Source organism: Actinosynnema sp. NPDC059797, assembly GCF_042732085.1.
Lineage (GTDB): Bacteria > Actinomycetota > Actinomycetes > Mycobacteriales > Pseudonocardiaceae > Actinosynnema.
The window spans coordinates 1-12,922 of the sequence record NZ_JBHWIE010000212.1 but is presented as its reverse complement, the minus strand read 5'-3'; the positions used below and the strand labels follow the sequence as shown (position 1 = coordinate 12,922).

Annotated in this window: 13 protein-coding genes and 1 pseudogene; 6 read left to right on the top strand and 8 right to left on the bottom strand. The window is 73.7% G+C overall.

All coding sequences use genetic code 11. The features are described 5' to 3' along the window. A partial coding sequence (locus ACFV4N_RS30995; protein ID WP_499676172.1) for an FAD-dependent monooxygenase occupies nucleotides 1–1,181 on the bottom strand: 1,181 nt, incomplete at its 3' end. Between the two features lie 122 nt (nucleotides 1,182–1,303). Between ACFV4N_RS30995 and ACFV4N_RS30990 the strand changes: the two genes are divergently transcribed. Further along, complete coding sequence (locus ACFV4N_RS30990) at nucleotides 1,304–1,645, top strand: MarR family winged helix-turn-helix transcriptional regulator (protein ID WP_499676171.1); 342 nt, start codon at nucleotides 1,304–1,306, stop codon at nucleotides 1,643–1,645. A 59-nt stretch (nucleotides 1,646–1,704) separates the two neighbouring features. On the opposite strand, the pseudogene ACFV4N_RS30985 reads toward ACFV4N_RS30990, so the two are convergent. Further along, nucleotides 1,705–2,226 (bottom strand): annotated as a pseudogene (locus tag ACFV4N_RS30985) (glycosyltransferase); the annotation flags it as partial. A gap of 222 nt (nucleotides 2,227–2,448) precedes the next feature. Here ACFV4N_RS30985 and ACFV4N_RS30980 point away from each other — a divergent pair. Both ACFV4N_RS30980 and ACFV4N_RS30975 read left to right on the top strand, forming a co-directional pair. Next, a complete protein-coding gene (locus tag ACFV4N_RS30980) occupies nucleotides 2,449–3,135 on the top strand; it encodes a response regulator transcription factor (RefSeq protein WP_499676170.1) in 687 nt (228 codons plus the stop codon). Next, nucleotides 3,132–4,487, top strand: coding sequence for a HAMP domain-containing sensor histidine kinase (locus ACFV4N_RS30975; protein ID WP_499676169.1), 1,356 nt, complete (start codon nucleotides 3,132–3,134; stop codon nucleotides 4,485–4,487). The genes ACFV4N_RS30980 and ACFV4N_RS30975 overlap by 4 nt, the downstream gene beginning before the upstream one ends. 7 nt (nucleotides 4,488–4,494) lie before the next feature. On the opposite strand, the gene ACFV4N_RS30970 is transcribed toward ACFV4N_RS30975, so the two are convergent. Together ACFV4N_RS30970 and ACFV4N_RS30965 are read right to left on the bottom strand one after the other, a co-directional pair. Further along, nucleotides 4,495–5,247 carry a class I SAM-dependent methyltransferase gene (locus ACFV4N_RS30970; protein ID WP_499676168.1) on the bottom strand — a complete coding sequence of 251 codons (753 nt, stop codon included), beginning with the start codon at nucleotides 5,245–5,247 and terminating at the stop codon, nucleotides 4,495–4,497. A gap of 77 nt (nucleotides 5,248–5,324) precedes the next feature. Beyond that, on the bottom strand, nucleotides 5,325–6,038 hold the full coding sequence (locus tag ACFV4N_RS30965; protein WP_499676167.1) for a TetR/AcrR family transcriptional regulator: 714 nt from the start codon (nucleotides 6,036–6,038) through the stop codon (nucleotides 5,325–5,327). A 94-nt stretch (nucleotides 6,039–6,132) separates the two neighbouring features. Here ACFV4N_RS30965 and ACFV4N_RS30960 point away from each other — a divergent pair, with 94 nt between their 5' ends. Beyond that, entirely contained in the window at nucleotides 6,133–7,173 is a 1,041-nt protein-coding gene (locus ACFV4N_RS30960) for an amidohydrolase family protein (protein WP_499676166.1), read from the top strand. A 49-nt stretch (nucleotides 7,174–7,222) separates the two neighbouring features. On the opposite strand, the gene ACFV4N_RS30955 is transcribed toward ACFV4N_RS30960, so the two are convergent. Further along, a complete protein-coding gene (locus ACFV4N_RS30955; RefSeq protein WP_499676165.1) occupies nucleotides 7,223–7,588 on the bottom strand; it encodes a DUF1330 domain-containing protein in 366 nt (121 codons plus the stop codon). 290 nt (nucleotides 7,589–7,878) lie between these two features. On the opposite strand from ACFV4N_RS30955, the gene ACFV4N_RS30950 reads away from it, so the two are divergent. Beyond that, entirely contained in the window at nucleotides 7,879–8,124 is a 246-nt protein-coding gene (locus ACFV4N_RS30950; RefSeq protein WP_499676164.1) for a three-helix bundle dimerization domain-containing protein, read from the top strand. A gap of 7 nt (nucleotides 8,125–8,131) precedes the next feature. On the opposite strand, the gene ACFV4N_RS30945 is transcribed toward ACFV4N_RS30950, so the two are convergent. Further along, entirely contained in the window at nucleotides 8,132–8,905 is a 774-nt protein-coding gene (locus tag ACFV4N_RS30945) for a TetR/AcrR family transcriptional regulator C-terminal domain-containing protein (protein ID WP_499676163.1), read from the bottom strand. After that, nucleotides 8,902–10,428, bottom strand: a complete 1,527-nt coding sequence (locus ACFV4N_RS30940; protein WP_499676162.1) for an FAD-dependent monooxygenase — start codon at nucleotides 10,426–10,428, stop codon at nucleotides 8,902–8,904. The genes ACFV4N_RS30945 and ACFV4N_RS30940 overlap by 4 nt, the downstream gene beginning before the upstream one ends. 212 nt (nucleotides 10,429–10,640) lie before the next feature. On the opposite strand from ACFV4N_RS30940, the gene ACFV4N_RS30935 reads away from it, so the two are divergent. Beyond that, nucleotides 10,641–11,099, top strand: coding sequence for a hypothetical protein (locus ACFV4N_RS30935; RefSeq protein ID WP_499676161.1), 459 nt, complete (start codon nucleotides 10,641–10,643; stop codon nucleotides 11,097–11,099). Nucleotides 11,100–11,152: 53 nt separating this feature from the next. Here ACFV4N_RS30935 and ACFV4N_RS30930 read toward each other — a convergent pair whose 3' ends face one another. Then, entirely contained in the window at nucleotides 11,153–12,607 is a 1,455-nt protein-coding gene (locus ACFV4N_RS30930; protein ID WP_499676160.1) for a DUF1996 domain-containing protein, read from the bottom strand. Between the last annotated feature and the right edge of the window lie 315 nt (nucleotides 12,608–12,922).

The following is a 12,922-nucleotide window of genomic DNA, read 5'->3' as shown; positions in this document are numbered from 1 at the left end:
CTGCTGAGCCTGCTGTTGGCCTGGAGGAAGCGCAGGGCGCCGCCGACCACCGGGAGCCGGGTGCCGCGGGCGATGACCGGCCGGAGCGCGATCTGCCACGGCTTGTCCGGGGTGAAGAAGAACCGCCCGTTGACGCCTGCCCGCTGGTAGTCGGCGACGTACGGGCGCAGCCGCGACTCCCACCACCTCAGCGCGCCGGTGATGTCGCCGGGGTGCCGGTGCAACGCGGCGCCGAGCAGGTCGGCTCCGGCGAGCCCGGCGGAGACGCCCATGCCGGCGTAGAGGCCCACGCACCAGGCGGAGTCGCCCACGAGGACCACCCGGCCGCAGGACCAGGAGTCCATGCGCGTCTGCTCCACGCTGTCGAACAGGAAGTCGTCGGCGGTGTCGAGGGCGTCCAGCGCCGGCCCGAGCAGCGGTCCCGGCGGTTCCGCGCCGAACGCCGCGCGGACCCGGTCGGCGGGCCGGCCGGTGAACTGACCGTCGACGTCGTCGGTGCGGTAGGAGAACAGCAGGCTCTGCGGCCGGTCGGCGAAGGAGAAGAGCCACATCGCGCGGCCGGGTTCGAACAGGGTGAGGCCGTGGCGCGGGTCGATCCCCTGGAGCGGTTCCGGCAGTGCGAGGGCCGCGATCACGTAGCCGAGCCGGTGGAGGTGGTCCTCGTGCGGGCCGAAGACCAGGCGCCGGACCTCGGACCGCAGCCCGTCCGCGCCCACGACGAGGTCGAACCGCTCGGTGGTGGTCGCACCGTCGTGCTCCAGGGTGACGTCGACCCCGGACCCGTCCTGCTCGATCCGGGTGGGTCGCGTCGCGTAGCGGACCTCGACGTCCCCGGGCAGCGCGGCGAACGCGGCGGCCTCGACGTCGCCGCGCAGCATCATCCGCCGGTCGCCCGGGAAGTCCACCAGCCCCAGGCCGGGTTTGCGGGCGCCGTCCCGGCTGACGACGAAGGTCCTGCCGCCGGGCACGGACCGGTCGGGGATGGCGTGGTCGAAGCCGAGTCGCCGCGCGGCGGCCCGGCCGGCGCCGAAGAGCGCGACGAAGTAGCCGCCCGGCCGGCGGCCCGGGGCCCGTTCCACGACCACCGGTTCCCAGCCGGCCTGGCGCAGGCGGATCGCGGTGGCGAGGCCGCTGATGCCGAGGCCGACGACGAGGCAGCGCTTGGCGGGTGCGGAAGACATGTCTCTCCTTCGGGTTGGTGGTGCCGGTGGTGGACGCGCGCCACGGGACATCGAATGGTTTGTATTACCAACTACCATCCACAATGGTTGGTAGTACAAACCATGTCAAGTAGGATTCGGGCATGAGATCCGACGACGCGCTGGAGGACGCCCTCGTGCGGACGTCCTTCCGGGTGATGGCCGTGCTCACCCGGATCGGGGCCGAGCACGACCTGTCCCTCACGCAGCTGCGGCTGCTCGGCCTCCTGCGCGACCGCCGGCCGCGCATGACCGACCTGGCGGCGTTCCTGGGGCTGGACAAGTCCACGCTGACCGGTCTCGTCGAACGGGCCGAGCGCCGGGGTCTCGTGGCCCGGGGCAGGTCGCCGGAGGACCGCCGGGTGGTCGACGTGTCCATCACCCCGGCGGGCGGCGAACTCGCGGAACGGGTGCAGGAGGAGATCCGCGCGACCGAGCGCCGGTAGCGGGAGAGGTCGATGCCGCAGGAAACCGGCACCGCGCGGGCCGGGAAACCGCTGTCGTGCAACAACTCCACGGCCCGGGGCGTCGGCGCGGTGACGATGTCGGCCCGGCCGAACACGCGCGCCAGGTCGCGGTAGGCGAGCCTGCGGGCCGCACCGCGCAGGAACGCGGGCACGCGGGCGTGGCTGAACAGGTTCTCCGGCATGAAGTGGTTCGTGGCGAGCGCGGGGACGCCCCGGGCGACGGCGGCGTTCAGGGCGAACCTGCCCACCAGGAAGTGCGCCTGGACGTGCACCACGTCCGGTTCGAGCGCCCGTACGAGGTCACCGGCCTCTTTCGACGCCCGCCACGGCGGGCAGAAGCGGAAGTCCGGGTAGAGCGGCAACCGGTGCGAGCGCAGCCGGTGGACGGTCACGCCCTCGATCCCGGTCGCCCGGGGCGAATCCGGTGCGACGACGTGGACGTCGTGGCCGCGGGACGCGAGACCGCTCGCGAGGCGCTGCGCGAAACGCGCGGCTCCGTTGACGTCCGGCGGGAACGTGTCGGCGGCGATGAGGACGCGCAGCGCGCTGGAGGTGTCCACGGAACTCCTTCGGTGGGGGTGCGCGAACGCGCGGACGGCGAGCGGGAAGTGCTCGCCCGTGCGACCGAATCTAAAAACCACCCCCACCCGCGGCAATGCCGAACAGGCCCCGCCGGTGGATTCTCACCGGTTTCCTACCCTCCTCACGGCGAACTCCGGTGCTGCGCGGCGAACCCCTCGGCGAGAATGACCCGCAACGGTTGGGACGGGGGAAGGAACCGGATGACGTGCACGGTGCTGATCGCCGACGACGACCGCGCGATTCGCGAGTCGCTCGGCCGCGCGCTGGAGCTGGAGGGCTATTCCGTCGTCGAGGTCGACGACGGGGTGGAGGCGGTGACCCGGGTCCGCGGGCAGAGGTTCGACGTCCTCGTGCTGGACGTGCTGATGCCCGGTCTGGACGGGCTCGGCGTCGTCCGGCTCCTGCGGGCGGAAGGTGATCGGGTGCCGGTGCTCATGCTCACGGCGCGGGTCGAGACCTCCGACCGGGTCGCGGGGCTCGACGCGGGCGCCGACGACTACCTGCCCAAGCCCTTCGAGCTGGACGAGCTGCTGGCGCGCCTGCGCGCGTTGCTCCGCCGGGCCGGGCCGTCCGGGGACACCGGTGACCGCGCCCTGGCCGTGGGCGCGCTGCGGCTCGACCCGGCCAGCCGCCGCGCGTGGTGGGCGGCGACCGAGCTGACCCTGACCAAGACGGAGTTCGACCTGCTGGAGCTGTTGATGCGCAACGAGGGCGTCGTGCTCGACCACTCGACGGTCTACGAGCGGATCTGGGGCTTCGACTTCGGCGGCGACTCGAAGAACCTGGCCGTCTACGTCGGCTACCTGCGGCGCAAGCTGGCCGCGGCGGGCGCGCCGTCCGTGATCCACACGGTGCGCGGCGTCGGGTACGCGGTGCGGCAGCCGTGAACCTCGGCACCCGGCTCGCCATCACCTTCGCCGCCGTCGCCGCGCTCGTCGCCGGGGTGGTCGGCGTGCTCGCCTTCCGCTCCGCGGTCGAGCGCGTCACCGACGAGGTGAACCGCGGCCTGGCCACGGCCTCCGCCGCGGTCATCGACGGGCACCGCGGGGTGCTGGACCAGCCGGTCGGCGACGGCGGGGCGGCCGGGCGGCCCCCGGCGCTGGTCGCGCAGCGCGTCGGGCCGGATGGAGGTGTCACGCCGCTCGGCGGACGCGCCGTGGCCCTCCCCGTCGGCGACGCCGACCGCGCCCTCGCCGCCGGTGCCGCGCGTGGCGCCACGAGCACCGCGGAGGTGATCGTGCGGCACGACACCTACCGGGTGCTGACCACCTCGCTGGGAGGCGGTGCCGGTGCGGTGCAGGTCGCCATCGACGTCAACGAGTCGCGGCAGGTGATGAGCGGGATGGCCAAGGAGGTCGCCGTGCTCGCCCTGCTCGTGACCGCGGTCGCCGCCGGCCTCGGCTGGGTGCTGGCCCGTCGGATCACCCGGCGGCTGGTGCGGTTGACCGCGATCGCCGAGGAGGTCAGCGCCACCGGGCCGGGCGCCGGTGAGGTGCCGGTGCGGGGGCGGGACGAGGTGGCCCGGCTGTCGTCGTCGTTCAACACCATGCTGCGCAGGCTGGCGGACGCGCGGGAAGCGCAGGAACGGCTGATCCAGGACGTCGCGCACGAACTCCGCACCCCCCTCACCAGCCTGCGCACCAACGCCAGCGTGCTGCGCCGCCTCGACCGGCTCGGGCCGGACTCGCGCGCGCGGCTGCTCGCCGACGTGGAGGGCGAGACCAGGGAGCTGTCCCACCTGGTCGACGAGCTGATCGCGCTGGCGCTCGCCAGGGGCGCCGACGAGGAGGAGACCGACGTCGACCTCGCCGACGTCGTCCACGGCGCGGTCGCGCGGGCACGGCGCCGGACCGAGCGGGAGATCGAGGTGGACGTCGACCGGACGCGGGTGCGCGGACAGCGGCTCGCCCTGGAGCGCGCCGTGGGCAACCTGCTGGAGAACGCGGCGAAGTTCGACGCCACCGGGGCGGGCCCGATCGCCGTCGAGGTCCGCGCGGGCAGGGTCGCCGTGTCGGACCGCGGACCCGGCCTGGACGCCGAGGACGTCGACAGGATCTTCGACCGCTTCTACCGGGCGGACACCTCGCGGTCGCTGCCCGGTTCCGGTCTCGGGCTGGCCATCGTCGCCGGCATCGCCGAAGCCCACGGCGGAACCACCTTCGCCGGGAACCGGGCCGGGGGCGGGGCGACCGTCGGCTTCACCGTCGGCGCCGGTCGGCTCCTGCCCGAGCGCTGCTGACGGCCCCTCAGGCCGGCTCGGGCGCGACGTCGTGCAGGACGAAGGTGGCGAACCCGAGTTCACGCCGCAAGCCGCCGAGCCAGGTGTCGCGGTGCTCGCGGGCGGCGGTGAGCGCCTGGTCGCGGTCCTCGGCGGTCGGGGCCGACCGCACGGCCCAGTCGACGAGCGAGCCGGTCCAGCTGAACTCGTAGTCGTCCCATTCGGTCAGCGTGCTGACGTGCCCGAAGGACGGTTCGAGGCCGTGCTGACGGAAGGCCCGCACCAGGCCGGCGAGGTCGGGGACGGAGTCCGCCGGGAGTCCGAGCGCGGCCACCGCTGCCGCGGACGGGGTCCCCTCCCAGATCATCTCGCCGATCAGCGCCTGACCGCCGGGGCGCAGGTGCCGCCGGACGGCGACCAGCATGTCCTCCAACCCGCCGAAGGCGTGCCGGGCGCCGACGCAGAGCACCACGTCGAAGGGCCCGTCGTGCCAGGTGGCGGCGTCGGTCTCGACCCACCGCACCCGGTCGGTCAGCCCGCGCTCACCGGTGCGCCGGGCGGCCGAGGCCGGCAGCGCGTGGTCGATCCCGACGCCTGTCGTCGCGGGGTGGTCCAGCAGCACCTGCTGCAGCCACTCGCCCTCACCGCAGCCGAGGTCGAGCGCGCGGGCGCCGACGGCGGGGCTCAACCACCCGACCAGCTCGCGCAACCGGTCGGGCGCGACCGGCGCCGCGACGGGGTGGCGCAGGTGCGCGATGTCGAAGATCTCGGATCGGTCCACCGGGGTAACGCTAGGAGCTGTCGGTTCGGATCACGGGGTCGGGGTCTTCAGCCGCCTGGTCCACACCCGGACAGCTCCTAGCCGTCCGAGGTCAGCCGGTCCAGCCATTCGCCGAGCAGGTGCTGTTCCGCGCCGCTGAGCGCCGTCTGCTCGGGCAGCAGGGCGCGCAAGGCCCTGGCCGCGCCGGCGGGACCCGGGTCGCGCACGGCGGGTTCGTCGAGGGTGACGGCGGAGACCATCGCCTCGCGCATCGCGGTGAGGAACGCGGGGTCGCGCCCGTCCTCCGGCAGCGACAGCCAGGTGAGCACGGCCCCGCGCGCGGTCGCGTGGATCAGCGCGGCCGCGAGGTCCTCGTCGACGCGGAGCCGGCCGCTCGCGGCCAGTCGGTGGATGCGCCCGAGCAGGATCCGCATGCCCGCCCGGAAGGCCGCCGAATCCGTGCCGCGCCGGGGTTCGCCGTACATCAGCGCGTACAGCGCGGGGTTGGCGAGCCCGAACTCGACGGCGAGGTCCCAGCCCGCGCGCAGGTCCTCGACGGGGTCCTCCGGGCGGGCATCGACGTGCTTGGCCGCGAGGAACGCGGCGTAGCCATGCTCGGCCACCGCTTCCAGGAGCCCGTCCTTGTCGCCGAACAAGCGGTAGATCACCGGGGCCTGCACCCCGGCGGCGGCCGCGACCGCGCGGGTGGTGACCGCCTCGCGCCCCTCGCGGGCGAGCAGGTCCGCCGCCGCCTCGACGACCCGCCGCCGGGGGGACGCCCCGCCGTCCGCGCCACTCGACCCATCAGTCACTTATCGAAGATAACACAACCTTGTTTCCACTGATCGTATCCGTGATACCGTCTTCGGCGTATCAGTGGAAACAGCAGGTGAAGGGGTTGGCGACATGTCCAGCAGGGTGCGGATCGTCGGTCTTGAGGAACACGTGGTCCTGCCGGTGCTGCTCGACGCGTGGGCGAGGGCGGGTCTCCGGCCCCACGCCTACGGCGACGACCACCCGGTCACGCGACGGCTGCTCGACGTCGGCGAGGGGCGCCTCGCCGACATGGACGAGCAGGGCGTCGACGTCGCGGTGCTGTCCCTGTCCACGCCGGGCGTGCAGAACCTCCCGGCGGCCGACGCCGTGGGCGTCGCGCGCGAGTGCAACGACGCGCTCGCCGAGGTCGTCGCCGCCAACCCGACGCGGTACCAGGCGTTCGCGACCCTCCCGACGTCTTCGCCCGGGGCCGCCGCGGCGGAGCTGGAGCGTGCGGTCACCCGACTCGGCTTCCGCGGCGCGATGCTGTACGGCCGCACCGGGGACACACCGGCCGACGCGCCGGAGTTCGACGACCTCTACGCCACCGCCGAGCGGCTTCGCGCCCCGCTGCACTTCCACCCGCAAGCCCCGGTGCGGGCGGTCCAGGACGCCTACTACTCGGGGCTGCCCGACGGGGTGGGGCAGGCGCTGGCGACCGCCGGCCTGGGCTGGTACTACGACCTCGGCGTGCAGTACCTGCGGATGATCTTCTCCGGGGTGTTCGACCGCCACCCGGGGTTGCAGGTGATCGCCGGGCACTGGGGCGAGGTGGTCCTGTTCTACCTGGACCACGTCGGCTTCCTCCAGGAGGCGGCCGGGCTGCGGCAGCCGCTGGCCGACTACTTCCGCCGGAACTTCTGGGTGGCCGGCAGCGGCACGGTCAGCGAGCGCTACCTGCGCTGGACCGCCGAGGTCGTCGGGACCGACCGCATGCTCTACTCCACCGACTACCCCTACACCTTCGGCACCCGACCCGGCGGTTTCCCCTACCTGGACACCAGCGGCGGCGTCGCCCGGTCCTTCCTGGAGGGCGCGCCGTTCACGGCGGAGGAGAAGGCGGCCATCGGGTCCGGCAACTGGGAGCGGCTGACCGGCCACCTCGCGGCGGGCCACGCGCGTCACCCGTAGGCCGGGCTCACTGGTCCCGGCTCACCGGTCCCGGCTCACCGGTCCCGGCTCAGCGCCACGGGGTGGTGGCCTGGAGCACCGCCTCGGTCAACGCGGCCGTGCGCAGGCGGGTCACCTCCTGGTACTCCGGATCGGCCACCATGCGGCCGAACGCGGCCCGGTCCGGGTAGCGCACGACGACCACCGCGTCCCAGTCCTGCCCGTCCTCGGCGACCAGCACCGTGGAGCCCGTCCCGGCGTAGAGGACCTCGCCGCCGTAGCGGGGCAGGAACGTCTCGCGCAGGTGGCGCGCGTACTCGCGGTAGGACTCGACACCGCCCTCGGCGAACCGCAGCAGGTTCAGCATCACCACCGGACCGCCCGGGTCCTCGGCGAGCAGTCGCTTCAAGTCCGCGCCACGCGGATCAACGGCCATGCGCCCAGCATGCCGCCCGACCCCACCGCCCGCATCGGCACATCCACCGGGCCGCGCCCCGACACGGGCCGGCGGTCTCGCGGCCGGTGAAGTCGAATGGCGCGAATTGGGTGAATTCGACGACGCCTTCCGCGGCAGACGGCATGATGCGCTTTTGTTAACCGGATGTCCAGACTGGATTCACCTGAATGTAAAACCTAGGGTCGACCCCGGCAACGAGTTCAGGACGCGTCCATTCGTCACGGCGGCCCGGTCCCCTTTCGCCGTCGCGAGGTGCTCGGAGGTTATCGATGGTCGACAGGATCGACGGACACCAGGTGCGCGACCCCCGTCGGTTGCACGCGAAGGTCGAGGTGCAACTGGACCAGGCCGCCGAGGAGTTGACCCGCCGGTTGGCGGGCCGGATCAGCTACCAGGTCGTCCGCGAGGCCGTCACCGACGCCTACCGGCAGCTCGCCGCGCAGGCCAAGGTCCACGGCTTCCTCCCCATCCTGGCCGCGCGGTCCGCACAGCAGCGGCTCCAGGCCACCCCCTGAACCGCGATCAGCGCGGCGCGCCCAGCACCAGGTCCACGCCGAAGTCCAGGCGTTCGGCGAACGCGTTCGGCGCCAGGTGGTGGGCGGTCCGGTGCAGCGCGGGGTGCAGGTCGGGAACCAAGGCGTCGGCCAGCCGCGCGCCGTCGCCGGCGCCGGCGGCCTGCTCCTCCTGCACCAGGCCGAGGGTCAGGTAGGTCAGCGTCCACGCCGTCCACGCCGCGCGGCGGTCGTCGAAGCCACCGGCGAGCAGGGCGCCCACCAGCGCCTCGGAGAAGCGCAGGGTCGCCGGTTCCGCCGCGTACGTGCCGGTGACCACGGCCGCGCCGTCGCGGTGGGCCAGCAGGGCGCGCCGCAACCGCCTGGGCAGCTCGGCCGCCCGGTCGCGCCACGGCTCGGGCAGGGCGTCCAGGTCGACCTCGGCCAGGACCGCGTCGGCCATCAGCTCGCGCAGCCGCGCCTTGGTCTTGACGTGCCACAGCACTGTGTTCATCCGCACGCCCAGCCGCGCCGCCACGGCCCGGGTCGACACCGCGTCCACACCGGACTCGTCGAGCACCTCCAGCGCGGCGCGCACGACGGTGTCGCGGTCCAGCCGCGCGGGGCTCGGCCTGCCCGCTCGGGTCTTGGTCGCCGAGGTCTCGGTCGCCGGGGTCTTGGCCGTCGGGGTCTCGGTCGCCGGGGTCTTGGCCGCCGGGGTCTTGGCCGCCGGGGTCTTGGCCGCCGAAGTCTTGGCCGCCGAAGTCTCCATCGCCGGGATCTTGGCCGCCGGGGTCTTGGTCACCGACCCAGCGTACGAGGCCGCCGCTCGGCGGTCGGGCGCCCGGCGGTGTCGGCGGACGGGCGGCCGATCGCGGAGAGGGCGGCGCGGACGGCGTCGGGCAGGTCGTCGTCCGGGCTGGCGGCCCACGCCACGTGGCCGTCGGGCCGGACCAGGGCGGCGCGCACCCCCGCCCAGTCGGGGCGGTCGCCCGCGCTCACGTCGCGCAGCACGGTCAGGCCGGGGCCGGTCGCGCCCGGTGCGGCGTCGCGCACGTCGGCCAGGGCGGTCGGGTCGCCGCCCAGGTCCAGCAGCACGTGGCGGTCCGGGCGCAGCGCGGCGAACAGGCCGCCCAGGTCGGGTGCGCGGCGGCCGGTGAGCGGGTGGTCGCCCTCGACCGCCGGGTAGGCGACGGCGAGCCCGGAGAGCCGTCCGGCCAGGTCCGCCGAGACGCCGGGGTGGGTCGCGACCAGCCCGCCGACCAGGTCGCGCAACGCCGTGCCCTCGGGGGTGAAGTCCGCCATCAGCGCGGTCTGGGCCTTGGTGTGGGCGAGCAGTTCCGCGCCGACGGGGCGCCGTTCGGCCTCGTAGGTGTCCAGCAGGTCCTGCGACGCCCAGCCGCGCAGCACCGCCACGAGCTTCCAGCCCAGGTTCGCCGCGTCCTGCACACCGACGTTGAGCCCCACCCCGCCGGCGGGGAAGTGCTGGTGGGCCGCGTCCCCGGCGAGCAGCAGCCGCCCGCGCCGGTACCGGTCGGCCAGGCGGGAGGCGTTGCCGAAGCGGGACAACCACGAGGGGTCGCGCATCCCGAAGTCGGTCCCGGTGATCGCCGAGGTGTTGGCGCGCAGCTCCTCCAGGGACAGCTCTCCCGGCCGGTCCGCGCGGACGTCCCCGGGCGTGATGCCCACCAGCCGGTGCCTGCCCCCTCCCAGCGGCACGACCATGATCAGGCCGTCGGCGGTCACCCGGGTCGTGGCGGACCCGGCGGGCGGCTCGTCCAGCACGACGTCGCCCAGCCAGCCCAGGACCCGCGACCCCGTGCCCGCGAAGGCGATCCCGGCCGCCTCGCGCACGGTGCTGCGCGTGCCATCGCAGCCCACCGCGTAGGCCGCTTCGAACACCCGCTCACCGGCCGGCCCCTCGGCGCGGACCACCACCGCGTCGTCGCGCCGCTCGACCCCGACCACGCGGTGGCCGCGCCGGACCTCGACGCCCAGGCCGCGCGCGTGCTCCTCCAGCAACCGCTCCGTGCGCGCCTGCGGCAACGCCAGCGTGAAGGGGAACGGCGTGTCCAGCACCGAGAAGTCCAACCGCTGGTCCAGCGCGGCGAAGTGACCGCCGGGGAGGCGACCGCCCTCCGCCAGGAACCGCTCGTGCACCCCCCGCGAGGCCAGCACCTCCAGGGTGCGCGGGTGGATGGTCAGGGCCTTGGAGCGCGGGTCGGGCTCGTCGCGCGCCTCCAGCACCAGCACCGACGAGCCACCCGCGCGCAACTCCGCGGCCAACCACAACCCGACCGGCCCCGCACCCACCACCACGACGTCCACGGCCCACCTCTTGGTCAGTGACTAATTATGCGACCCAGCTAACTAGGTCACTGATCAAGTGGCAATCCCCGACCGGGAGATCCGCCCCACAGGGGACCGTGGCGCGCCTACGCGGACCGGCTCATCGCCGGACCGCCCGGTGGCGCTTGAGCAGGGCGGTGATCCGGACGGCACCGGACAGGCCGGGGATCCCGCGGCTAGGGTCACCACCCATGCCCGAGTTGCTCTTACGCGCCGGACTGAGCGCCGCAAAACCGGACGTGGTGATGCTCGCCGTGGTCATCGACCCCAAGGGGTCCCTCGGCGAGCGGGCCGTGGCGATGATCGGCGACTACTGCCACCCCGACGAGGACGACGGCGTCGCCTACGTCCTCCAGACCGACGCCTGGGCCGACCGCCGGGTCGAGGACGGCGTGCTGACGGTGGACGTCCTGGTCTACCCGCCGGACCCCGGTGGCCACTCCGACCGCGTCGCCGCCGTGATCAACGAGGCCAACTTCCCGGAGCGCTCGCCCCGCGACCCGGACGCGGTGCGGGTGCTCCGGGTGACCGGCGCGGCGCCCGACGTCGAGCTGCCCGAGGAGACGCTGGTGTTCCTGGCACCGCCGCCCGACGTGCTGACCGAGGACGACATGCCGCTGCTGTTCGCGCCGCCGCCCGAGGGCGACTGACCCGACGCGTCGGGGGCGGACCGCGAGCGGCCCGCCCCTCTCCCACCTCCGCGTCACTCCCGGCAGACCTTGCCCCGGTTCACGCACCACACCAGGCGGTTCATGGTGCGCTGGTTCATGACGTTCGCGAAGTCGTCGTGGTCGCTGAACGGGTTGTTGCCCTCCTGGGGGAAGGAGTCCACTTTGTACTGACCGTTGAGCTGGACCTCCCGGGGGATGTCGTAGGTCAGCGTGATCCTCAGCTGCGGCACGGCCCGGAACCCGCGCGGGCAGCGGCCGGTCGCCGCGTCCGGGTAGACGATGTGGTCGCGGTGGTTGGCGCTGTCCGTGTTCCTCCCGTCCCAGCAGCTGGGGAAGTCGTGGAGGCGCTTGACCTTCGAGCCCTGCGGGCAGATCACGTACTGCTGCAGCTGCACCTTTTCCTCGAAGCCGGAGCAGGTCCACGAGGCGCGGGCGTTCTTGGGGCCGTTCGTGGACACCTTGGCGTCGCCGTAGAGGACGCGCAGGAACTTCGGCATCGCGCGGACCTTGCCGACGGGGCTGCCGCGGAAGGTCAGCTCGACCTTCTCGGGTCGCTGGATCTTGCCCTCGTTGCCGGGCAGCTCGTTCCGGTGGTCGGCGTGCTCGCCCGCCTGGGCGTCCGCCGGGTCCTCCCGCTCGCTGTTCTCGGAGCCGTCGCCGATGGGTGACGGCTGGTCCGGCTGCTTGATGGCGCACGGCGCGAGGGCGCCGAAGTCCACCGGCTGCGCGCCGGGCCTCGCCACCGCCCGCGCGAGGCGGTCCAGCGCCTGCTTGCGCCGCTCGGTCAGCGGCCCCAGCACCTCCTCGTCCACCGCGGCGGAACCGGGCGGCCTCTTCTCGGCCTCCTCGGTGACCCGCTCGACCTGGGCGAGCGCTTCCTCGACCTGCGGCTGCGCCTCGTCGGGCACCTCCTCGTCGATCTTGCTGGCCACGTCGGGGCACTGCACGCGCGGCTCTTCCTTGATGCGCTCGTCGGCGGCCTCCTGCTGCTCCTGCCGGGCCTGCGCCCGCGGGTCGACCGGGTTCTCCACCTCCTCCTGGCCGGTGTCGACGCGCAGCACCGGCCAGAAGTAGGCCGACTTGTCGCCGTTGCGGCACGTGGTGCCCGCCGCGACCAGGCTCTGGTTGGTCGACTCGGCGTTGGCGGACAGGTTGCCGACGTAGTCGTGCAGGTGCTGCGCGCCGTGCGCGACGCCGGGCTGCGCGATGAAGTTGTCGCTGTTGAAGTGCCCGTTCTCGTTGCGGCCGCAGTTCACCGTGAACGTGCCCCGCGACGCGCCGCGCTGCCTGTTCACCGCCTTCACGTTCGGCTGCACCGCGGTGATGTCGACGTACCGGGACCTGTCCGCCCCGTCGGCCGAAGCCGCGTCGTCACCGCCGGTGGCCGCCACGACGGCCACGGCTCCGGCGGCCACCACCACCGCCGCGCCGAGCGTGGCGATCTTCGTCCTGCGGGAGATGCGGTGCCTCCCACGGATCATCGTCATTCGATGTCACCTCAGTCGTCCGGGGCACTCGGGGAACGACGACGGAAGCCGTTCCACGGTGGCATACGGGCGGTGACAGGTCCGTAGCCCAACCGAGTTTGCGTCGTTATTAGTTCGTTATCATCCTCTGGATAGGGGTTGCGCCCGGGAGCCCGCTTGGACTACCGATGAGCGCGGGTGCGTCGTAAAGGTGATCCACCACCGCCGTGGACCGCCTCGCCCCGGCCGGGCGAAAAACCCCCCCGGGCGGGGGGGGGGGGTGAGGTCCGCCCGGTGTACCAGATAGCCCGCGGCGTCGGGGCGCGGTGGGCCCCG